Annotated in this window: 17 protein-coding genes; 9 read left to right on the plus strand and 8 right to left on the minus strand. The window is 41.9% G+C overall.

The features are described from left to right. Window positions 1-296 precede the first annotated feature (296 nt). From rne to AACL30_RS12770, 3 genes are all read left to right on the plus strand, one after another. The gene (gene rne / locus AACL30_RS12760) at window positions 297-3,218 is read left to right on the plus strand and encodes a ribonuclease E (RefSeq protein WP_339056839.1); all 2,922 of its coding nucleotides are present in this window, start codon (window positions 297-299) and stop codon (window positions 3,216-3,218) included. A 94-nt stretch (window positions 3,219-3,312) separates the two neighbouring features. Continuing rightward, complete coding sequence (gene pyrC / locus AACL30_RS12765) at window positions 3,313-4,365, plus strand: dihydroorotase (protein ID WP_339056840.1); 1,053 nt, start codon at window positions 3,313-3,315, stop codon at window positions 4,363-4,365. Window positions 4,366-4,618: 253 nt separating this feature from the next. Next, window positions 4,619-5,212: a response regulator transcription factor gene (locus AACL30_RS12770; protein WP_339056841.1), complete on the plus strand. Its 594-nt coding sequence runs from the start codon at window positions 4,619-4,621 to the stop codon at window positions 5,210-5,212. A 71-nt stretch (window positions 5,213-5,283) separates the two neighbouring features. Here the strand turns inward: AACL30_RS12770 and AACL30_RS12775 are convergent, their stop codons facing one another. Next, entirely contained in the window at window positions 5,284-6,345 is a 1,062-nt protein-coding gene (locus AACL30_RS12775; RefSeq protein ID WP_339056842.1) for a rhodanese-related sulfurtransferase, read from the minus strand. 271 nt (window positions 6,346-6,616) lie between these two features. On the opposite strand from AACL30_RS12775, the gene lpxL reads away from it, so the two are divergent. The 3 genes from lpxL (at window position 6,617) to argS (ending at window position 11,200) form a co-directional block, all read left to right on the plus strand. Then, window positions 6,617-7,549, plus strand: coding sequence for an LpxL/LpxP family Kdo(2)-lipid IV(A) lauroyl/palmitoleoyl acyltransferase (gene lpxL, locus AACL30_RS12780; protein WP_339056843.1), 933 nt, complete (start codon window positions 6,617-6,619; stop codon window positions 7,547-7,549). A gap of 159 nt (window positions 7,550-7,708) precedes the next feature. Then, complete coding sequence (locus AACL30_RS12785) at window positions 7,709-9,436, plus strand: potassium/proton antiporter (protein ID WP_006704510.1); 1,728 nt, start codon at window positions 7,709-7,711, stop codon at window positions 9,434-9,436. A 33-nt stretch (window positions 9,437-9,469) separates the two neighbouring features. After that, window positions 9,470-11,200 carry an arginine--tRNA ligase gene (gene argS, locus AACL30_RS12790; RefSeq protein ID WP_339056844.1) on the plus strand — a complete coding sequence of 577 codons (1,731 nt, stop codon included), beginning with the start codon at window positions 9,470-9,472 and terminating at the stop codon, window positions 11,198-11,200. Between the two features lie 129 nt (window positions 11,201-11,329). Here argS and murJ read toward each other — a convergent pair whose 3' ends face one another. Continuing rightward, entirely contained in the window at window positions 11,330-12,865 is a 1,536-nt protein-coding gene (murJ, locus tag AACL30_RS12795; protein WP_339056845.1) for a murein biosynthesis integral membrane protein MurJ, read from the minus strand. 148 nt (window positions 12,866-13,013) lie between these two features. Here murJ and AACL30_RS12800 point away from each other — a divergent pair, with 148 nt between their 5' ends. Together AACL30_RS12800 and AACL30_RS12805 are read left to right on the plus strand one after the other, a co-directional pair. Beyond that, entirely contained in the window at window positions 13,014-13,580 is a 567-nt protein-coding gene (locus AACL30_RS12800; protein WP_339056846.1) for a lipoprotein, read from the plus strand. Window positions 13,581-13,815: 235 nt separating this feature from the next. After that, window positions 13,816-14,871 carry a 3-deoxy-7-phosphoheptulonate synthase gene (locus AACL30_RS12805; RefSeq protein WP_339056847.1) on the plus strand — a complete coding sequence of 352 codons (1,056 nt, stop codon included), beginning with the start codon at window positions 13,816-13,818 and terminating at the stop codon, window positions 14,869-14,871. A 215-nt stretch (window positions 14,872-15,086) separates the two neighbouring features. Here the strand turns inward: AACL30_RS12805 and AACL30_RS12810 are convergent, their stop codons facing one another. Continuing rightward, a complete protein-coding gene (locus AACL30_RS12810; RefSeq protein WP_339056848.1) occupies window positions 15,087-15,491 on the minus strand; it encodes a hypothetical protein in 405 nt (134 codons plus the stop codon). Between the two features lie 571 nt (window positions 15,492-16,062). Between AACL30_RS12810 and AACL30_RS12815 the strand changes: the two genes are divergently transcribed. Continuing rightward, window positions 16,063-16,419 (plus strand): hypothetical protein, encoded by a 357-nt coding sequence (locus tag AACL30_RS12815; RefSeq protein ID WP_339056849.1) that lies wholly within the window; start codon window positions 16,063-16,065, stop codon window positions 16,417-16,419. 194 nt (window positions 16,420-16,613) lie between these two features. Here the strand turns inward: AACL30_RS12815 and yhjD are convergent, their stop codons facing one another. The 5 genes from yhjD to AACL30_RS12840 form a co-directional block, all read right to left on the minus strand. After that, a complete protein-coding gene (gene yhjD, locus AACL30_RS12820; protein WP_339056850.1) occupies window positions 16,614-17,555 on the minus strand; it encodes an inner membrane protein YhjD in 942 nt (313 codons plus the stop codon). 129 nt (window positions 17,556-17,684) lie between these two features. Next, window positions 17,685-18,479: a 16S rRNA (guanine(1516)-N(2))-methyltransferase RsmJ gene (rsmJ, locus tag AACL30_RS12825; protein WP_339056851.1), complete on the minus strand. Its 795-nt coding sequence runs from the start codon at window positions 18,477-18,479 to the stop codon at window positions 17,685-17,687. A gap of 372 nt (window positions 18,480-18,851) precedes the next feature. Further along, window positions 18,852-20,930 (minus strand): oligopeptidase A, encoded by a 2,079-nt coding sequence (gene prlC, locus AACL30_RS12830; RefSeq protein ID WP_339056852.1) that lies wholly within the window; start codon window positions 20,928-20,930, stop codon window positions 18,852-18,854. Window positions 20,931-21,195: 265 nt separating this feature from the next. Further along, window positions 21,196-21,729 carry a single-stranded DNA-binding protein gene (locus AACL30_RS12835; RefSeq protein ID WP_339056853.1) on the minus strand — a complete coding sequence of 178 codons (534 nt, stop codon included), beginning with the start codon at window positions 21,727-21,729 and terminating at the stop codon, window positions 21,196-21,198. 330 nt (window positions 21,730-22,059) lie between these two features. Then, entirely contained in the window at window positions 22,060-22,449 is a 390-nt protein-coding gene (locus AACL30_RS12840) for a transposase (protein WP_339056854.1), read from the minus strand. Window positions 22,450-22,504: the final 55 nt, after the last annotated feature.

Raw genomic sequence — 22,504 nt, forward strand, 5'->3', positions numbered from 1 at the left:
CTGATCATACAAAAACGCAGCAATGGCATAAGACGTAGTGTGAAATCAAGCGATGAGCGGGCTGCGGGGAGCCACCAAATCCGGAAAATTAATTTATTAAAGCGAGCCTATACTTAAAGGCGCTATTTTTCAAAAGGAAGAGTAGGTCTATCGAGATAATAGCCCTAAATTTAGGTAGACGTCATAGTCAAGTTAGCAGTGCCGTTAAAAGACCTTGTTTGCTCTGTTTATTCGGCCATGAAAGGTTATTTCTCCGCAGTTTTAATGCCAATATAAAAAAGAACGAGTAAGTCAAGATGAAAAGAATGTTGATTAACGCGACTCAGCAGGAGGAGTTGCGGGTTGCACTGGTAAACGGACAACAGCTTTATGATTTGGACATTGAAAGCCCAGGTCATGAACAAAAAAAAGCAAATATTTACAAAGGTAAAATCACTCGAATTGAACCGAGCCTAGAGGCCGCTTTTGTTGACTATGGTGCAGAAAGACATGGCTTTTTGCCATTAAAAGAAATCTCCCGCGAGTACTTCCCTCGTGATCATTCTTCTAACAGACGCCCTAAAATTAAAGATGTTCTGCATGAAGGCCAAGAGGTTATCGTTCAGATAGACAAAGAAGAACGTGGTAATAAAGGTGCTGCATTAACTACTTTTGTCAGCTTAGCAGGCTGTTTTTTAGTTCTTATGCCCAATAATCCACGAGCAGGCGGGATTTCTCGTCGGATCGAAGGGGAAGAACGTATAGGACTTAAAGCCACTTTATCGACGTTAGAATTGCCTGATGGTATGGGGCTTATCATTCGCACTGCGGGGCTTGGTAAAGATACAGAAGCCCTACAATGGGATTTGTCACTCCGCTTAAAACATTGGGAGGCAATTAAAAAAGCGGCCGAAGGACGCCCAGCACCGTTTTTAATCCATCAAGAAAGTAACGTCATCGTTCGGGCTTTTCGTGATTATCTGCGCCAGGATCTCGGCGAGATACTGATTGATAATCCCAACACCCTCGAGCTCGCCGAAAAACATATTACTGCTCTAGGTCGCCCTGATTTTAAAGAAAAAATGAAACTCTATACTGGGGAAACGCCCTTATTTAGTCATTATCAAATTGAATCGCAAATCGAATCAGCCTTTCAGCGTGAAGTACGTTTACCATCTGGTGGCTCTATCGTTGTGGATACCACCGAAGCATTAACTGCTATCGACATTAATTCAGCTCGTGCAACGAAGGGCGGGGATATTGAAGAAACGGCACGGAATACCAATTTAGAGGCTGCCGAGGAAATTGCACGCCAACTTCGTTTACGTGATCTCGGTGGATTGATCGTGATCGATTTTATTGATATGACGCCAATACGTCATCAGCGTGACGTCGAGCAACGCCTACGTGAGGCCGTACATCAAGATCGGGCTCGTATTCAAATTGGTCGTATTTCTCGTTTCGGCTTGTTGGAAATGTCCCGTCAGCGCCTCAATCCATCGCTAGGAGAATCAAGCCATCACGTCTGTCCTCGCTGTACTGGTACCGGTAGTATTCGCGACAATGAATCTTTATCGCTATCAATTTTACGTTTAATTGAAGAAGAAGCACTAAAAGAAAATACAGTCAAAGTTCATGCCATCGTTCCGGTTCCAATTGCCTCTTATCTTATCAACGAAAAACGTGACTCCATTAACGCAATCGAAAATCGGACTAACGGTGTTCGGGCTATTATTATTCCTACAGAAAATATGCAAACACCAAATTACTCCGTATCACGGATCCGTAAAGGTGAAGAAAACACAACCATTAGTTATATGCTGGCACAACAGTATACTGCAGGAGCAACAGCATCCAAAGAGGAAACACTCAACGAACGTAAACAGCGAGAACAACCTGCATTATCCGCCTTGCCACTGCCTGAAGCTTCCTCATCCCCTGAAATAACTGCTGTTAAGAAATCGGCAAATACAGCATCAATGACGCCGAGGCAAATGCGTACTAAATCAGTGACATCATCACTTTTTGATGACACGTCAATGAATCTCCTACAGCGACTATTCCATCATTTAAAAGCCTGGTTTACTCCTTCGCCTCAATCCCAAGAAGAAAAATCAGTTAAACATGTCGCACCTAATGTTACTGAAACGCGCCATAATGAGCGCCGAGATCTAAGACGTCAAGGCAACGGACGTAAAGATCGGGGAGAACGTAATGTCCGTGAAGAAAGTGAAGGAAATCGAGAACAACGCCATAACAAACGGCAAACATCACCCACTCCTGCAGTGGTTGACACCACAGTAGATACCAATAAAACACAGCGTAAAAATCCACAACCGCGTCGACAACAAAATGATAAACGTAAAGTATTAACAACAGAGATTAAAATACCTCTCCCTATAGCGGTAGAAACAAATCAACTTGACGAAGAACCGCAACGAACAGTTATGCCTCGTCGTCAACAGCGCCCGTTGACCCAAAAAATACGTTGTCATTCTGTTGATAAAATAGACGCTGATAATACCGCTACTCTGCAAAAGAAAGAGAGAGATATCCCTGTTGCCGAGGTTAACCTTATTGAAAACACGTCAATCGATAATCTTAAAAGAGACCTGAAACCATTACCTGCAATGATGATTTCAACAACGGTTACAGAGAGTGACGAAATCACTCATGACAGTACTAACAACGAGAATGGCATGCCACGCCGCTCGCGTCGTTCACCTCGTCATCTTCGTGTTAGTGGCCAACGTCGTCGCCGCTATCGTGATGAACGTTATCCCACTCAATCCTCTATGCCATTAGCAGGTGCTTTCGCATCACCAGAAATGGCTTCTGGCAAAGTGTGGATAAATTACCCATTAGTAAACCAAAGTGATCCAGTAGCACCAACAGAACAACAAGAGCCTATGGTAACTGAATCGCCTCTACTAATAGTAGAAAATACTATCAAATCACAAATCCCAGTCATTGTTATCCCGCCTTTGGTTAATGAACCTGAAGCAGAGGTGATCACAAAACCAGAGCATTCATATCCATCGGCAATATTATTTAAACATCATGCTAGCGCACCTATGACTAGAGCACCTGCAGCAGACTATGTCCAACCCGCGCCAATTCCAATCCAAAGTGATTGGAAAAGAGCTTCATTTGACTTTATTGGTAAAGGCTCTGCCGGCGCTCATGCCGCAATTAACCAAGCAGGCGCACCAGCAACTAGGCCAGCATTATCGAAATAACGCGGTTGCTAAACACAGAAAATGACATACTCACAACCCCGCTCTTTTAAGGCGGGATTGTCCTTCCTTCTATTATCAACAGTGAGCCACTTCAATGACTACAAAGTCCAAAGAATTAAAAATTCGCCGCCCAGATGACTGGCACCTGCACTTACGTGATAATGACATACTCAAAACCGTTCTGCCTTACACCAGTCAGGTTTTTGCTCGGGCAATAGTGATGCCAAATTTAGAAGAGCCGATCACAACCGTTGATAAGGCGATAGCTTATAAAAATCGTATTTTGGCTGCACTCCCTTGCGGACATAAGTTCACGCCATTAATGACATGCTATCTAACAAACAGCACACTGCCCGAGGAACTGGAGAAAGGTTTTAAAGAAAACGTTTTTACTGCTGCTAAGCTTTATCCTGCTAACGCCACCACCAATTCTAATCAGGGCGTGACTGATATTCCTGCTCTCTATCCGTTATTTGAAAAAATGCAAGAACTGGGGATGCCCCTGTTGGTTCATGGTGAAGTAACAAACAAAGAAATAGATATTTTTGATCGTGAGGCACGATTTATCGACGACATATTAGAGCCCATTCGTAAAAAATGTCCCACATTAAAAATCGTATTTGAGCATATCACCACCGCAGAAGCCGTTGATTATGTCTTAGCTGGAGGCGATTGTATTGCCGCGACCATTACCCCACAACATTTGATGTTTAATCGTAATGATATGTTGGTTGGCGGTATTCGTCCTCATCTATATTGTTTGCCGATATTAAAACGCAGTCGCCACCAAGAAGCATTGCGGGCGGCCGTCGCCAGTGGCAGCAATCGTTTTTTTCTTGGTACTGACTCCGCTCCCCATACCAAAGATCGTAAAGAATCAGCCTGTGGCTGTGCGGGAATATTTAATGCCCCTGTCGCATTGCCCATTTACGCCACGGTATTTGAAGAACTAAACGCGCTGGAACATTTAGAAGCATTTTGTTCACGCAATGGCCCTCATTTTTATGGCTTGGATCCAAACGAAGATGTTATTACATTAGTAAAAACACCTTCGCCACTCCAGCCGATAGAAATCAATACAGGAAAAACCTCTATTATTCCTTTCTTAGCCGGGCAAAAGATGGATTGGTCAATTAATAACAATTAAATTGGCGCAATATATCGATATGCAGCATCACACCCCTTCGTTTTGCAAAAAATAAGCACAATATATTTGACATGGTGCTAAATTTTCAGTAGTAAATTTTATTATTTAGGCTATATTTTTCAGGTCGATTGATTAAATAAACTCAATGATTAATTCAAGCTATCCAATTATAAGCGGGTTTTAAAATTGCTAATCAGTACTCGGGAGCATGGATTGATTCCTATACTTACTCGTGAAGCAAGGATGTTGTGCTATGAAAATATTAATTATCGATGAGTGTTATTACACTCGTTGCGGTGTTCATGCTTATTTAAATAATAACCCTGCAGTAAAATTGATGGAGACAGCAACCATCGAGCAGGCTTCATTCAGCATACAAGATTTTGATCCAGATATCGTAATAGTTAATTTAACACAATACTGTAGTTATGGTGGCCGCTGTCCTTTGTTAGAAGAATTTATACATTGTTGTGGTAACAAGAAAATGTATATTTATCTTAATACCGCTTACCCATTTAGTGATACACCGGTTCCACTGACGAATACCGTTTCTATCTTAGCCAAAAAACGCTTGCCGGCATTATTAAATCGCATTACACGTCTAAATAGTGCCAAAATGGCTTACTACAATCCATCGAATTTTTGTCTAGTGCCGTTTTTTAGTCCGCAGGAACAAAGCGTAATCTATTATTGGATAACTAAGATGCCTAACTGTTGTATCGCCAAAAAATTAAATATCAGTGATAGTACCGTCTATTGCTATAAGAGACATATAACAGAAAAAATAAAGGTAAGGAATAGACTGGAATTATGCTTTATCTACAATATTTTAAAATATTTATACTGATAAACTATTTTTAAGTTCTAGTACCTCAACAAAGCGTAACATCAAATAATGATGTTAACGGCACTCTGTTTTTACTGATCAAGTTTCGTCGACGATAACATAGGCATATTAGTCTGTAATAATTGCTTAGACTTGTTAAAAATCTTCATGCCGTTTTGGTGCCCAGCACGACGGCGATGTTGCTCCTCAATCGGTAGCGCTAACTCTTCTTGACAAATTTTACTACAACATCCTGCCAATTTTTGCTGACAATGAGAGCACTGGATAAATAACAAATGGCACCCTGCATTTTTACAGTTTGTATGTGTATCACAGCGTTCACCACATTGATGGCAATGCGCGATGATATCATTCGAAATACGTTCCCCCATTCGTTCGTCAAAAACAAAATTTTTGCCTTTAAATCTTAAAGCTAAGCTCTGCTCTTTCGCTTTACGAACATATTCAATAATCCCCCCCTCAACATGATAGACATGTTTAAAACCACTATAACGCATATACGCACTGGCCTTTTCACAACGGATCCCGCCGGTGCAATACATGACAATATTTTTCTGTTTATCCTTTTGTAGCATATCAACAACCATTGGCAATTGTTCACGAAAAGTATCAGAAGGAACTTCTATCGCATTTTCAAAATGCCCCACTTCGTATTCATAATGATTACGCATATCAACAAAAAGTGTATTAGGATCATCAAGCATCTGATTAACCTGATCGGCTTGGAGATAGTGGCCTGTATTGGCTGGATTGAAATTCTCATCCTCAATGCCATCGGCGACTATACGCTGACGCACTTTCATCCGTAGTACCCAAAATGACTTACCATCATCTTCAAGTGCCACATTTAAACGTATTTGCTCTAATGCCGGATGGGCGTTAAATAACGTATTTTTAAAATCATCATAACGCTCAGTAGGTACACTGATTTGCGCATTTATCCCTTCATTAGCAACATAAATCCGGCCAAACACCCCTAATTTAACAAATTGACGATAGAGATGATCGCGGAATACCTGCGGCTCTGCCAAGGTAAAGTATCGATAAAAAGAAACCGTGGTGCGTGGCTTCGTTTCCAGCAACATGCGCGCTTTAAGTTCCTTATTAGAAATACGATTATGTAACACAGACATAGGGTGATTTCCTGTTTTTTCTGAGATGATTAATATTATTAGACTGCTCCTCTCCCTATTTGAGCGAGGATTTACGGCGAATTTTGCTAAAGTGCTTACGACATTGCTAAAATAGACTTCTTGCAACTCATACCCTTCGTCTTTGAAGCTGTTGGCTGCGGGTGTTCGCCTTCATGGTATGTCCACGCTCATCGGTCGGTCACTGGCAGCCGAAGGCAACTTCAAAGACAAAGGGTATATACTCACTGTTAATTTATGATACTGAAAACATATGATACAACAACCCCCTCCTTTTAACCGTTCACTACTCCACCCACGCTATTGGCTCACCTGGTTCGGTCTAAGCCTTCTTTACCTGTTAGTACTGCTTCCCTACCCTGTCATTTATCGCCTCGGTACTTTGCTTGGGCGTTTTTCGATGCATTTTCTTAAAAGGAGGCTGTCTATTACACAAAGAAATCTAGCGCTTTGCTTTCCTGATATGTCTAAAACTGATCGTGATCAGCTAGTCAAAAAAAATTTTGAGGCCGCTGGACTCGGTTTATTCGAAACAGGCATGGCATGGTTTTGGCCAGATTGGCGTATTAAACGCTGGAGTTCGATTAGCGGGCTAGAACATCTTCAGCAAGCCAAATTAAAATATCAAAACCAAGGGGTATTACTGGTTGGCCTACATTTTTTCACCTTAGAACTAGGAGCACGTATTATTGGCATAAACATACCTGGCATTGGTGTTTACCGACCCCATAACAATAAAGTGATGGAGTGGATACAAACTTGGGGTAGGCTACGCTCTAATAAGGCAGTAATTGATCGTAAAGATCTCAAAGACATGGTGCGCAATCTAAAACAAGGCGAAATTATTTGGTATGCTCCAGATCATGACTATGGCCCGCGTAACAGCGTGTTTGTTCCTTTATTTGCCGTTGATCAGGCAGCAACCACCACCGGTAGCTATTTATTAATCAGTATGGCTAAAGCGGCAGTCATTCCCTTTACTCCACATCGTTTAGCTAATGGTAAGGGCTATCAGGTTATCATACAACCCGAAGTGGAAAATTTCCCGATAGGCAATAAAATAGAAACAGCAGCTTTTATGAATAAGCTGGTAGAAAAACAGATTATTGGCGCCATCGATCAGTATATGTGGTTACACAGACGTTTTAAAACTCGACCAGCAGGGCAACCTTCGATGTATAATTAAAACCCTATTCTGTTCTGGTCAAGATGTATTGATTTAATTATTTAAATTAAATGTTTCCTTTAACTTGCATTTACACGTTTACGTGTATAATCCTATTTCATCCGGTATCAATACAATAGCTTTCATTCATCATTCTACCCATCCAGGAGCTCACCCACTTTGGACGCCATCACTATCAACAACCTTTTCTTGATTGGTGCAGCATTGGTGGGAGCGAGTATCTTACTGAGTTCATTATCGTCCCGCTTAGGCATTCCAATTTTGGTCATCTTCCTCGCTATCGGCATGTTAGCAGGAGGCGACGGCATTGGCGGCATACCCTTCGATAATTATCCTGTTGCTTATCTGGTGAGCAATTTAGCACTGGCGGTAATCTTACTCGACGGTGGTATGCGCACGCGAGCATCGTCGTTTCGGGTTGCATTGTGGCCGGCACTCTCACTGGCGACCATTGGTGTGGTCATTACCGCAGGTTTGACAGGATTGGCCGCCGCTTGGTTATTTAATTTAGATATTATTCAAGGCTTATTAATTGGCGCTATTATTGGTTCCACTGATGCCGCGGCGGTATTTTCTTTATTGGGCGGAAAAGGGCTCAATGAACGAGTCAGCGCGACTTTGGAGATCGAATCTGGCAGCAACGATCCCATGGCAGTTTTTCTGACTATTACCTTAATCGCCATGATTTCAGCCGGAGAAAGCCACTTAAGTTGGATATTTTTAGTTCATTTATTACAGCAATTTGGTTTAGGAATATTGATTGGTCTAGGCGGTGGTTTTCTTTTACTGTCACTCATCAACCGCATGGAACTGGCTAATGGACTTTATCCCCTGCTCGCCGTCAGCGGAGGGATTGCTATATTTGCCTTAACCACGGCAATCAATGGCAGCGGCATTCTAGCGGTATATCTTTGTGGATTAACATTAGGTAACCGACCCATACGTAACCGCTATGGTATCTTGCAAACATTCGATGGACTTGCTTGGCTCAGTCAAATAGGTATGTTTATTGTATTGGGTTTACTTCTTAATCCAAGTGAGTTATTGCTCATCGCTATCCCCGCGTTAATACTTTCCCTATGGATGATTTTATTCGCGCGACCCATTTCAGTTTTCATCGGATTGTTGCCGTTTCGCAGTTTTAATCTCCGCGAACGCATCTTTATTTCGTGGGTGGGATTACGCGGCGCGGTGCCTGTCATTCTAGCGGTTTTCCCCATGATGGCAGGATTATCCAACGCACATTTATTTTTTAATGTGGCCTTTTTTGTCGTATTGGTATCTCTGTTACTGCAAGGAACCACTTTATCGTTTGCCGCACGTAAAACGAAACTGGTTGTGCCACCGGCACTCGCACCCGTTTCACGTGTCGGCTTAGACATTGATATTAATAATCAATGGGAACAGTTTGTTTATCAACTCAGCTCCGATAAATGGTGTATCGGAGCCGCGCTTCGTGATTTAGAAATGCCAAAAAAAACACGTATAGCAGCCCTATTTCGTGGCAAAGATCTACTACATCCCACCGGTAAAACTCGCTTAAAAGAAGGTGATATTTTATGTGTTATCGGCCATGAACATGATTTACCTGCCCTAGGTAAACTTTTTAGCAAAACACCGAGCATTCAGCTTGATGAACGATTTTTTGGTGATTTTATTCTAGAAGCCGATGCCAAACTGGAAGCAATCTCCCATATTTATGGCCTAAATTTAGAAGAAGGCGCCGATAACCAACAAACCCTAGGGCAATTTGTTATTCATCTGTTGGGAGGAAAACCGGTTATTGGTGATCAAGTTGAATGGGATGGTTTAATTTGGACCATTGCTGAAATGAACGCTGAGCGCGTTAGTAAAGTGGGTGTTAAAATCATCGCCAGCAAGGCATAGCAAGTGTAGTTTTTCTTTCATTAAGGTAATTCGGTGAATATTCAGGCACTTCTTTCAAATAAAATTAATCAGGCAATGATTGCCGCAGGGGCTTCCCCAGATACAGATGCTCAGGTTCGCCAATCGGCTAAACCGCAATTTGGCGATTATCAAGCTAATGCGGTGATGAGTGTCGCTAAAATGTTGAATATACCGCCTCGTCAATTGGCGGATAAAATCGTTCAACGGTTAGACCTAGCAGGTATCGCGCAAAAAATTGAAATCGCGGGGCCAGGTTTTATCAATATTTTTCTCGATCGGCAATGGTTGGCCACACAAGTTGACCACATATTAAAAGCGCCAAAATTAGGCCTCACCCCCGTCATACCACAAACCATTGTTATCGACTATTCAGCGCCCAACATCGCCAAAGAAATGCACGTCGGTCATCTTCGTTCCACCATCATCGGTGATGCCACGGCTCGCACACTCACATTGCTTGGGCATAATGTCATTCGTGCTAATCATGTCGGTGATTGGGGAACGCAATTTGGGATGTTAATTGCTTATTTAGAAAAAATGCAGCGTGAAAACGCCGATGATATGGCGCTATCCGATCTCGAAAAATTTTACCGGGCGGCAAAAAAAAATTACGACGAAGATAACGAATTTGCGCAACACGCGCGGGCGTATGTGGTGAAATTACAAGCGGGCGACGAACATTGCCGTAGCATGTGGCGCAAACTGGTTGATATCACGATGGAACAAAATCAACTGTCCTATCAACGTTTGCATGTCACACTCACCAAAGAAGACATAATGGGAGAAAGCCTCTATAACCCAATGCTACCGGGTATAATTACAGATCTAAAAACGAAAGGATTAGCGGTAGAGAGTAACGGTGCCACAGTGGTATTCGTCGGTGAATACAAAAACAAAAAAGGCGAGCCGATGGGCGTCATCGTCCAGAAAGAAGACGGTGGTTATCTTTATGCCACCACGGACATTGCCTGCGCCAAATACCGCTACCAAACGCTTGGTGCTGATAGGATCCTTTATTACACGGACTCTCGTCAACATCAGCATCTAACACAAATTTGGCAGATCGCGCGTCAAGCAGGTTATGTTCCCGAATCAATGCCCCTGGAGCATCATATGTTCGGTATGATGTTGGGTAAAGACGGTAAGCCTTTTAAAAGCCGCACAGGCGAGAACATAAAGCTAGCTGATCTCTTGGATGAAGCCATTGAACGCGCCGGTAAGTTGATTCGTGAAAAAAATCCAGACATATCCCCTCAAGAATTAAAACAGATCGCTGATGCTGTTGGTATCGGGGCGTTGAAATACGCCGATTTATCTAAAAATCGTACCACTGATTACATCTTCGATTGGGATAATATGTTAACTTTTGATGGCAACACCGCGCCTTATATTCAATATGCTTATACTCGAATCATTTCAATTTTTAAACGCGCTGCCATCGATGAAGAATATTTGAATTTACCGGTGATCATTACCGAAGATCGTGAGGCCGCATTAACAACGAGTTTATTGCAATTTGAAGAAATCATTACCACAGTTGCACGAGATGGCACGCCTCACGTTATGTGTAGCTATTTATATAATCTCGCCGTTTTATTCTCCAGCTTCTACGAACATTGCCCTATTTTAAATGCAGGCAACGAGCAAACTTGTCAAAGCCGCCTTAAACTTGCGCTGTTAACCGCTAAAACACTAAAACAAGGTTTAGATGTCTTAGGGATCCAAACGGTTGAAAAAATGTGATGAGCCTGTTTGAAATCTTCTTGAGCGGCGCTGATATAGCCGAATCAGTTTAATTTGATTCAAGGCGAAGGAACGCTACTGCGTGGTGTGAATTTGGCGTTACGCGGTGCTCGCAATCTTTTCTTTATTTCACGCGATAGTTCGAGAAAAATCGCGTGTTCTGAATCCTAATAATCCGAGCGCTAAAAAATAAGATCCCGCCCCCACAAACACCACGCCAGACAAACGCAGTAATCGATACAACATCCCATCATTATCCCAAGGGGGCATTAGCGATAAAGTCACGAGCAATACCATACACATTATCAATACGGCGATCAGTAATTTGCCCAAAAACATCCCCCAACCGGGTTGTGGTTGATAAATTTTTTGTTTACGTAATTGCCAATACAATAAACTGGCATTCACACAAGCGCCAAGACCGATAGATAATGACAACCCTGCATGTTGTAGAGGGGTAATCAAAAGTAAATTCATGATCTGTGTCGCAATTAAGCTAACAATAGCAACTCTGACTGGGGTTTTTATATCTTGGCGAGAATAAAACCCGGGAGCCAACACTTTAACCACTATCAAACCCATTAAACCGACGGAATAAGCCACCAGCGCTCGTTGTGTCATCAGTGCATCAAACGCACTAAATTGACCATATTGAAATAAAACGATTATCAGTGGCTTAGCGATAATAGCTAACGCCATAGTACAGGGTAATGCCAGCAAAAAACAAAGGCGTAATCCCCAATCCATTAAACGCGAATAGGCATTATGATCACCGGCGGAAAAACTTTTCGCTAACGAAGGCAATAAGATAGTCCCTAACGCCACGCCTAACACCCCAGCGGGAAATTCCATGAGACGATCCGCATAATACATCCAAGAAACAGAGCCTGAGACCAAAAAAGAAGCAAAAATAGTATTAATGATCAACGAAATCTGGCTAACAGAAACCCCGAAAATAGCAGGTCCCATTTGTCTGATTACCCGCCACACTCCAACATTACGCAAATCTAATCGCGGTAATACCAGCATGCCTATTTTTTTCAAATACGGTAATTGATAACCCAATTGCAGCACACCACCTAATACCACAGCCCAGGCCAATGCTAACACTGGCGGTTGAAAATAGGGGGCAGCAAATAAAGCAAAACCAATCATGCTGATATTTAAAAAAGCCGGAGCAAAAGCCGGAATAGAAAAACGGTTCCAGGTATTGAGGATCGCAGCAACTAATGAAGCGAGTGAGATCAACAAAATATAAGGAAAAGTGATACGTAATAATGCAGACGTCAGCATAAATTGATCGGGAGTATCGACAAAACCGGGAGCTGTGATAAAAATAATCCAAGGTGCCGCCAACATACCCAATACGGTAACCATTGCTAGCACCAATGTTAATAATCCCGCCACATAAGCGACAAAAGTGCGAGCCGCCTCTTCTCCTTGCTGGCTCTTATATTCAGCCAGAATAGGAACAAACGCCTGTGAAAACGCCCCTTCAGCAAAAATACGGCGCAACAAATTGGGCAATTTAAAAGCCACAAAAAAAGCATCGGTAGTCATACCTGCACCGAAGACTCTTGCCAAAACCGCATCACGGATGAAGCCCAATACACGTGAGAACATAGTCATAGAACTCACTGTCGCCAAAGATTTTAGTAGATTCATATTTTCCAATGTAGTGCTAATAGTTCACCGATGCATCTCAAGGCGATCAAACTGATTCGGCTATAGACTTTCTGCAGGCTTTCATATCAGGCATAATATGCCCATTAACCACCCCGCTATTAAAAGCATTTCTTTACATGAGATGATAATGAAAAAAGTACTTTATGTTGCGCTAGTGCTGCTTTTTACCGTAACAATGATAAATTATAAATCTTTGATGCAATATAGCATCAGTGAACAAAAAATTAATCAGGCTTTACAGCGGCAAAACAATTATCAAAAACAAATCGGGCTTCCTGGCCTACTTGATGCCCAAATAACCCTTAGCCAATTAAAAAGCCAAATTGGGCACCCCGCGCCAAACGAAATACAACTCACCGCTAATGCTAAAGTGGTTATTGGCTCGCTGCTAGGATCACAAAATGCAGACATTACACTCACGTTGAAAACCCAACCATTATTTGATGGTGACAAAGGCGCTATCTTTCTCAAAGAGATCACTTTAACCGATTATGTTGTACAGCCGGAACAAATGGGATCGGCCATAAAAATGCTCATACCCTACCTCAATCAATCATTAAAATTATATTTTAATCAACAGCCTGTTTACGTGCTTAATGCAGATAAAAGCACCGCAGAAGCCATCGCCAAAAAACTGGCTAAAGGGCTAGAAGTCAAACCAGGAGAATTGATCATTTCTTTTGTTAAAAAATAGCCTATTCAAAATCTTCTTTATACCCCATGAATTTCGAGTTACGGCAAGGCGACAATCAATCGAATCGGTACATAACAGAGGATGAGAGATCGCTGCCAACGCCACCGTAACTTGAAAGGCGAAGGGTATAGCGCTAAGAATGTACTGGCATAAATCACACCTTACTTTGACAGTCGATTGGATGGTAAACTAGCCGTCATAATCACCTATATACAGCATTTTGTAGAGATTCATAATGTCCAAAGAAGATGAGCGGCAAACAGCGCGCATCGATAGCTTGATCACGCCACAACAGCTGACAACGGAATTACCGACTTCTGACGCTATCACCGATTACGTGACAGCGTCACGTAATCGGATCAAAAAAATTCTAATAGGAGAGGATCGGCGTCTATTAGTTGTTATTGGCCCCTGCTCTATTCATGATCCTCAGTCAGCCTTCGACTATGCCACCCGTCTTTCTGTACTACGCAATCAGTATCAAGATCGGTTGGAAATTGTGATGCGAACTTATTTCGAAAAACCTCGTACCGTTGTTGGCTGGAAAGGTATGATTTTTGATCCGCAGCTGGATGGCAGTTATAACGTTAATCAAGGCCTCCGATCAGCCAGAGATTTATTAATAAAAATAAATGAGCTAGGTTTACCCACCGCGACCGAATTCTTAGATATGTTCACCGGCCAATATATTGTCGATTTGATCAGTTGGGGAGCCATTGGTGCACGTACAACAGAGAGCCAAATCCACCGAAAAATGGCTTCATCCCTGCCCTGTCCAATTGGTTTTAAAAACGGCACTGACGGCAATGTTGATATCGCCATTGATGCCGTACGGGCTGCAAGCAATCGTCATGTATTACTATCGCCCGATCACAGAGGCCAAATGGCAATATACCAAACATCAGGCAACCAGTCGGGTCATATCATTTTACGAGGAGGACAAAAACCAAACTATTACCCAACTGATATTAGTGCCGCTTGTCAGAAATTACGGAAATGTCAATTATCGCCCTATTTGATGGTTGATGTCAGTCACGGCAATTGTGAAAATGACTATTGTAACCAGCTAAAGGTAGCAAAAAACATAGGCCATCAAATCCGCTCGTGCCACTCGGGCCAATCAGCAATAGTCGGTGTAATGGTAGAAAGTTTTATAAAGGAAGGGGCGCAGGAAATCACTGCTGGAAAAACCTTAACATATGGACAATCTATCACTGATCCTTGTTTAAATTGGGAAGATAGCGAGAAATTGCTAGCCGAATTGGCTGACGCAGTTAACACAAATTTTTGAGTATTTTTGTCAAGCAATGCTGGCTATATATGATTCGGGCGAACACCCGCAGCCAACAACACAACGGCTTCAAAGGCAAAGGATATAGAACTATCGGAGTTATAGCCGAATCAGTTTAATTTGATTCAAGGCGGAGGAGTGCAGACAGTACAAATAGTACGGCAAGCGACGACAACGCAGAATCAAATTAAACTGATTTGGCTATATGTTTAACGCTATAAATCGTCCCCTGTCCTAGCAGAGGGAGCACCGGGATCTGGCGACTGGTTGCCTGCTGCGCTGCCGCCTGGCGCAAAAGATGGAGTGCTTTCAGAAGGATTGCTCATTGCCTGAGTTGGCGGTGGGAAACCTTGATCCGAAAGGAAAGCATCAATGGCCCACATGTCATCACTCCCCACCCTTCCTTGATTTTTAATCCGAGCATATTTAAAAGCACTAATCAGAAAATGGCAAGCGGCTAATTCTTTCGAACTCTCAGCCGTCTCTAGCAGAAGCTTGGCATCATTATTCTTTACAGAGTGAACTGACAGGGATGAGGCAACATTTTCCTGCGAAGAGGATGTATTTCCATCTGATTGAGCAGATCCGGATGACGATAATATTTGATCTATTTCTGGCATTTGAGAGCTCTTTCACCAATTGATCGATATGATTTTTTTAATTGAAATGGAAAATAACAATTATTATGGCTATATTTAATGGGAGCTAAAATTAGCGCACTTCAAATAACATTAGTCTAAAATAGGAGGTAATCAAATGAAGAAAATAAATATTTCTTTAAAAATATTATCAATACCAACTTTAGCACTTGCTAATCCGATCCCTGACAATTGTAAAATTTGGATGATACCCCAAGGTACCTGACTTTAACGCATGCCAATATGCACTGCCCAAAAACCTACCGTACAGAAAAAAAAAGAAGAAAATACAAAAAGGAATTAATATTATCGCCGAATTTTTCTATTTGGAAAAGATGATATTTACTGGATTTTAGAAGTCATTATAAAAGGAAAATTTATAACCTATTCTGAATTTATTTTACACGATACTATTTTATTGAAAATGCGTTCAAAATATTGTAAGCACGTAAAAATTAGCCTAGATATTTTTATTTATTAGCAAAGAAGTAATATAAAAAATATCTTTTTTATATATTGAATTATAGTTAACAAAAATATAGAGAGCCATAGTATGAATATCACGATAAAGAATTCTGTTTTTAATATTAACGATACTGAAGTTGCAGATAGTAATATTTCCTCTACACAAAAAAATGCAACTACTCCTGAAAAGATAGGAATATTCAGTTCTCAATTACATGCTCCTCCTCTACGATTAAATCCATTAGCACTGTCTTTTCCTAGGTCAACTCAGCCTTCACCTTACGAGCAAAAAAAGGCTAATGAATTTTACAATGGAGTGACTCGATTAGCAGAAACAATGGCGTTAATGCCTGCGACTGGTTCTTCTTTATTGCCCTCGGTGAAGATCCCCCGTTTTATGTATTCACCTTTAGGAATAGTCGCGGCGCTAGCTAACATGTGGTAATAATTTAAAGCATGATAATAGACTATCTTGTAAAAACCACTGGAGCGCAAATGCCAGGTTCCGTGGTACATTATAGCCGAATCAGTCTAATTTTATTCAATGCTGAGGAGCACAGACAGTACAAATAGTACGGTAAGCGATGACAACACAGAATCAAGTTAAAATGATTTGGCTATAACTAATCCTGCTACTATTTAGTCTGTATTTGATATTTGCTGATGGTTATCTGACTCAATTGTATTATTTGGATATTGTGCTGTAGCAATCCAGGCGCTACAAAACAAAGTCAAGCGTGCAAAAAAATAGAAAAATGCCATTAGCCCAAGTACTGGGCCAAAAACTGCGCCAGAAGGAGAACTGGTAAGATAAGGTAACATCATCGTCATAACAAATTTAATGATCTCAAAACCGAGTGCGGCAATAAGAGTACCTCGTAATAAGGCTTTTTTTTGAGGATGATGACGAGGCAGTATCCATAAAATCCAAATAAACAATAAACAGTTGGCTGTAATAGAAATAGCTAGAGTGACTAAGGTCATAAGTGGTCGTAACCATTCAATTCCATTTAAACCCAGCGTATTTATAATCATCACTTGCGCTGAACCGGCAATCGAAGTCAGTGAGAGTGTAATGATTAAGGCTATCAGCAAACCAATAAGCGAGATAAAATCTTTGATATAACGGAAATAAAACTTTTCTTTATCATCACTGCTCCGTTCCCAGACATCACGCGATTGAGCACGGATAGCTTCACGTAAACTACCTATCCAACTGATTCCAGAATAAAGAGCAATAGACAAACCGGTTAAGCCAACAGTGGTACGTTGTTTCACAGCAGTATTGACGATATTCTTCAGTGTAGTTGCCAGCGTGGGATCACTCACGCTATTAACGATTTTTTCCATTAATTCGGTCAATAAGAAAGGATTGGAAGCTAAAAAAAAACCTGTGACGGCAAAAGATACCATTAACATTGGAATTAAAGATAAAACCGAAAAGTAAGTGATGGCAGCACCGAATTGGCTACCCAGCCGATCGTTAAAACGATCGACAGCACGTATAATATGCGCCACAGGCGGATAAGTTTTTATATACTGATTGAGTTGGATAAAGACCGCTTGTTTATTTTTTAGCATACGAGGGTTTAACCCGTTTGGATATCGATGATAATTCGTGATTTATCCCCTTCGCCTTTAAAGCCGCCGCGTTGTTGGCGGCGGCGGCTCACCGAATCACGTAATGTCTACGCTCATCGGTCTCACGCCCTAACCGCCTAGCGGCAATTTGAAGGACTGCGGGTATAAGTAGAGATCAAACCTATGATTTTTAGTGAGAATCTTTGCTTGTGTACAGATCCCAGCTAAAGGAGGTGCATAAGCAGGACGTTTAACCACTACCCGCTTGAGTGCTAAGGCACAAGCAGGCGCTAATAAATTATCCGCATCTTCATCGGCGCCTACTAATGACTGGAAAATACGCATTTCTTTTTTTACCAATGCACTTTTGGCACGGGGAGGATACATAGGGTCAAGATACACCACATCCGGCCGGGAGACTGTGTTAGCTAGGCCTGTCAAAAGACTAGTAAAACTGGATGCATGCAGTAAGGTCATTCTTTCACGTAACCACAAACCAATTTCGGCATCTTGATAGCCACGTTGCAAACCATCGTCTAGCAGTGCAGCAACAACTGGATGCCGTTCCAGCATTTTGACATTACAACCCAATGAAGCTAACACAAAAGCATCTCGCCCGAGTCCTGCCGTTGCGTCTACTACCGTTGGCCGATAATTTTTTTTGATACCTACTGCTTTAGCTACCGCTTCACTCCGCCCTCCGCCGAAACAACGCCGGTGTGCCATAGTCCCGGAAACAAAATCCACATAAATACCATGTAGCTTTTTTTCATCTCTTTTACGTAGTTCAAGTCTATCAGGCGTTAGCACCAATGCCATAATAGCCTTATCGTCGGAAGTGATCCCCCAACGCTCAGCTAACGTTGATAAGGCTTTAGGATCAACATCTGGCTCGCATAATAAACAAATATTCATCTTACTCATCTGGAATATGATTTAGATTGCAATAGGCCGCTCTCGAAATCTACCGCGTAACACAGATCCTGCGTTGCCCAGTGCGCGCAATCCCCATGTACTTGTAGTTAACGAAGGTTGCTGTGCGCCGCGGGCGCCTTGACTCCGCATAACGAACTACGGTTTCCAAAGAGGTCTATTAATTGAGCGTCGCTTAAGAAGATTTAGAATAGTCTCTCAACAGTCTATTTTTGTTCCGAATCTTTTCGTAGTGAACTACTCAGCCAAATAGGCCGCTATAGATTGAACTTCTGCCACCCCGTAAGTCGATTCTACAGCACTCGCTTGGGTTGATACACGCAGCTCTTATCCGCTAAACACAAACAGCGGAAGACACAATTGTTAAATAACGTTATTTTGGATAGCACTATTTTTTACATCATCATATTGAATACCGTAATCACGCAGCATTGCATCTAACCGCGGCTCACGTCCCCGAAAGCGCTTGAATAAAATCATAGGCTCTTCCGAACCGCCAAGCGATAATATATTCTCGAGAAAAGATTGCCCGGTAACAGAATTAAAAATCCCTTCTTCTTTAAAACGGGAAAAAGCATCAGCTGATAAAACTTCCGCCCATAAATAGCTATAATAACCAGCTGCATATCCCCCAGAAAAAATATGATTGAAAGAGTGTGGAAAGCGTCCCCAGGTTGGCGCCGGAGTGATTGCTACCTTTTTTCTCACTTCATTCAAAATGGGCAGAATTTGCGCCCCTTTCACCGGATCATATTCATAATGCAGACGGAAATCGAATAGACCTAATTCTAATTGACGCAAAATAAATAGTCCTGCGTGATAATTTTTCACGGCCAATAATTTGTCGAGCATCTCTTGAGGCAAAGGTGCCTGTGTTTGATAATGACCAGAAATAAATGCTAATGCTTGCGGTTCCCAGCACCAGTTTTCCATAAATTGGCTAGGTAATTCCACTGCATCCCAAGGCACTCCATTGATACCAGATACACCAGAAATATCAATTTTAGTGAGCATATGATGCAGGCCGTGGCCAAATTCATGAAAGAGGGTGACCACTTCATCATGGGTAAATAAAGCAGGAGTATCACCTACAGAGCCATTAAAATTACAGGTTAAATAGGCTACTGGTTTTTGCCATTCACCATTGGATAAACGAAAGCTATCGACATAACTATCCATCCAAGCCCCATTTCGTTTATTTTCGCGGGCGTAAAGATCTAAATAAAAACTACCGCACAATACTCCATTAGCATCGAACAAATCGAAGAAGCGGACATCTGGATGCCACACATCGACACCTTGCCGCTCTTTAATATCAGTACCATAAATTCGTTTGACTACTTCAAAGAGACCTTTCAGTACGCCTTCTACAGGAAAATATGGGCGCAGTTGTTCATCGTTGATTGAGAATAAATGTTGTTTTTGTTTTTCCGCATAATAGGTGATATCCCAGGCGGCCAGTTCACTAACATCATCCTGTTGCTTAGCGAACACACGTAACTGTGCTAGCTCCTTTTCCGCTTGTGGACGAGCGCGTTTCGCCAAATCGGTTAAAAAGCGCAGTACTTCTTGTGGATTATCGGCCATCTTGGTTGCCAGCGATTTATCTGCATAGCTGGCAAACCCTAGCAATTGCGCCAGTTCGTGACGCAACCCCAGCATCTCCTCCATGATTTCATTGTTATCCCATTTACCGGCATTTGGCCCTTGATCCGAGGCACGGGTAATAAATGCAGAATACATTTCTTTCCGTAGTTCTGAATTATCAGCATAAGTCAAAACTGGCAAATAACTTGGCATATCTAGCGTGAATAACCAACCTTCCTGCTGTTTAGCTTCTGCCATCATTTTTGCTGCGGCTAAGGCGCTTTCTGGCAGGCCTTTTAATTGATTAATATCGGTAATTAATTTGCTCCAACCCATAGTTGCATCGAGTACATTATTACTATAGGTAGAAGCAAGTTCAGATAAACGAGCGGCAATTTTTCCGTAACGTTCTTGTTGCTCAGATGCGAGGTCAATACCTGATAATTTGAAATCCCGTAGCATGTTTTCAACGACTTTACGCTGTGCTGTATTCAGATCAGAGAAGGTTGGCCCTGTTTGCAAGCTAAGATAGGCTTGATATAGTTTTTTGTGCTGCCCTAGCCATGTACTGAATTCAGATAACAATGGTAAACATTGTTCGTAGGCCTCTCGTAACTCTACATTATTTTTTACCGCATTCAGATGACTAACGGGAGACCAAAGGCATGAAAGTCGATTATCAAGTTCAGCAAGTGGTTGACAGAGATTGTCCCAAACAAAAGAACCTGGATGCGCGACTATATTGTCAACTGCTTGGCGACACTCCTCTAACACGGCCTGCACCCTGGATACAATGTTTTCTGGATGAATGGCTGAAAACTGTGGCAAAGGTGAAGTTAACGACAGATTTGTCATGAAACGATCCTAGTAATTTTTACAGGTAAAAAAATAAATGTTGTTAGAGATTTTTTCCACTCTGACCTTTGTCAATAAAGGTTAACAATACGCATTTACGTCCTTGTTTTTGCATAGAAAAACTACGTTTTTTTGCTTATGGATCCTCGTCCTAGCGCCGTTCAAAGAAGATTTCAAACTGGCTCTTAGCATCTAAGACTACTCCCCGCCCGCATTCGGCAAAGGGTTACGCGAATTTTGCTAAAGAATATTTCGTATTAAGCCGTTAGAATGGAATTTCATCATCAAATGTGGCTATAGGCTCTTGAGGGCGCTTCGGTTTTATATCCGAATCCAAACGTGAAGGCTTGTTATCGCTAAACGGTTGGCCACTATCGAATGTGGGTGCCGTTGCATTTCCTCCATGACTTATTGAAGAGGTTGATTCAGATGAAGAAGCTCCTCCTCCTTGACGTCCACCCAGCATTTGCATGATACCACCAACATTAACCACTACTTCGGTGGTATAACGATCCTGGCCGCTCTGATCTTGCCATTTACGTGTTTGCAAAGTACCTTCAATGTAGACTTGTGAACCTTTCCGTAAGTACTCGCCTGCAACTTCTGCCAATTTACCGAACAGAACGACCCGATGCCATTCTGTTTTTTCTTTTTGCTCACCCGTTGCTTTATCACGCCAACTTTCGGAAGTGGCTAAGGTGATGTTGGTAACTGCATTACCATTCGTCATGTAACGAACTTCTGGATCTTGACCCAAATTTCCAACCAAAATTACTTTGTTGACGCCTCTACTGGCCATGTTCGCTCTCCGGATGAAGTATATTTTTTAGTATAAGTGACTCAGTTTAACATGTGAAAGCCTAAAAAACATAAGTGTTCATAATTGCGAAGCGGGTAGCAATTCGATGTGTAAATTTGAGTCTACTATAATCAATAAAAGGTAATGCCTCCAACTTGTATTAAGATATACATCCGTATTTTAAGAGAGGATAGTCATGGCATTAGTAAAGATGTCTTGTTGATTTTGCTCACAGATGAAGTCGGTTCATCAACATGGAAAGGATGATGCATGCAATCCACGTTATACCCTTCGCCTGAGGTAACTGGAAGCACTGTGGCTATGGTACTGTTAACAAAGTAATTTAAAAACCTTAAGACAAGCGATGGCGAAAAAAGAAAAGAAGGTGACATCCAGCTTATCAAAGCGTAAAGCGAGTCTTTTGTGTTCTTTTATTTTGCCGAAGAAACGTTCAATGGCATTACGTGTTTTATATTTTTCTTTATCTTTTGGCGGGATACCGGGATAAATCGCGCCTTGGCGGCGAGGGATAACCGGGTATTTTCTGCTATCACGAATAAGCTTTTTGACATCATAAAAATCGTAGCCTTTATCCGCGATAACATCGTTTATCTGTCTCCAGTCTCCTTTTGCCCACAAAATAGGAAAAACTTTCATATCGGTACGTTGTCCGTAAGAATAAACAAACACTCCTGAGATAATCGCCTGAAAGGCCGACATGAATTTTAGTACTCATTCCTTTGCGACCGCGCCCTATCGACTGAACTCCTTTTTT

This window comes from Candidatus Regiella endosymbiont of Tuberolachnus salignus (assembly GCF_964020115.1).
GTDB lineage: Bacteria > Pseudomonadota > Gammaproteobacteria > Enterobacterales > Enterobacteriaceae > Regiella > Regiella insecticola.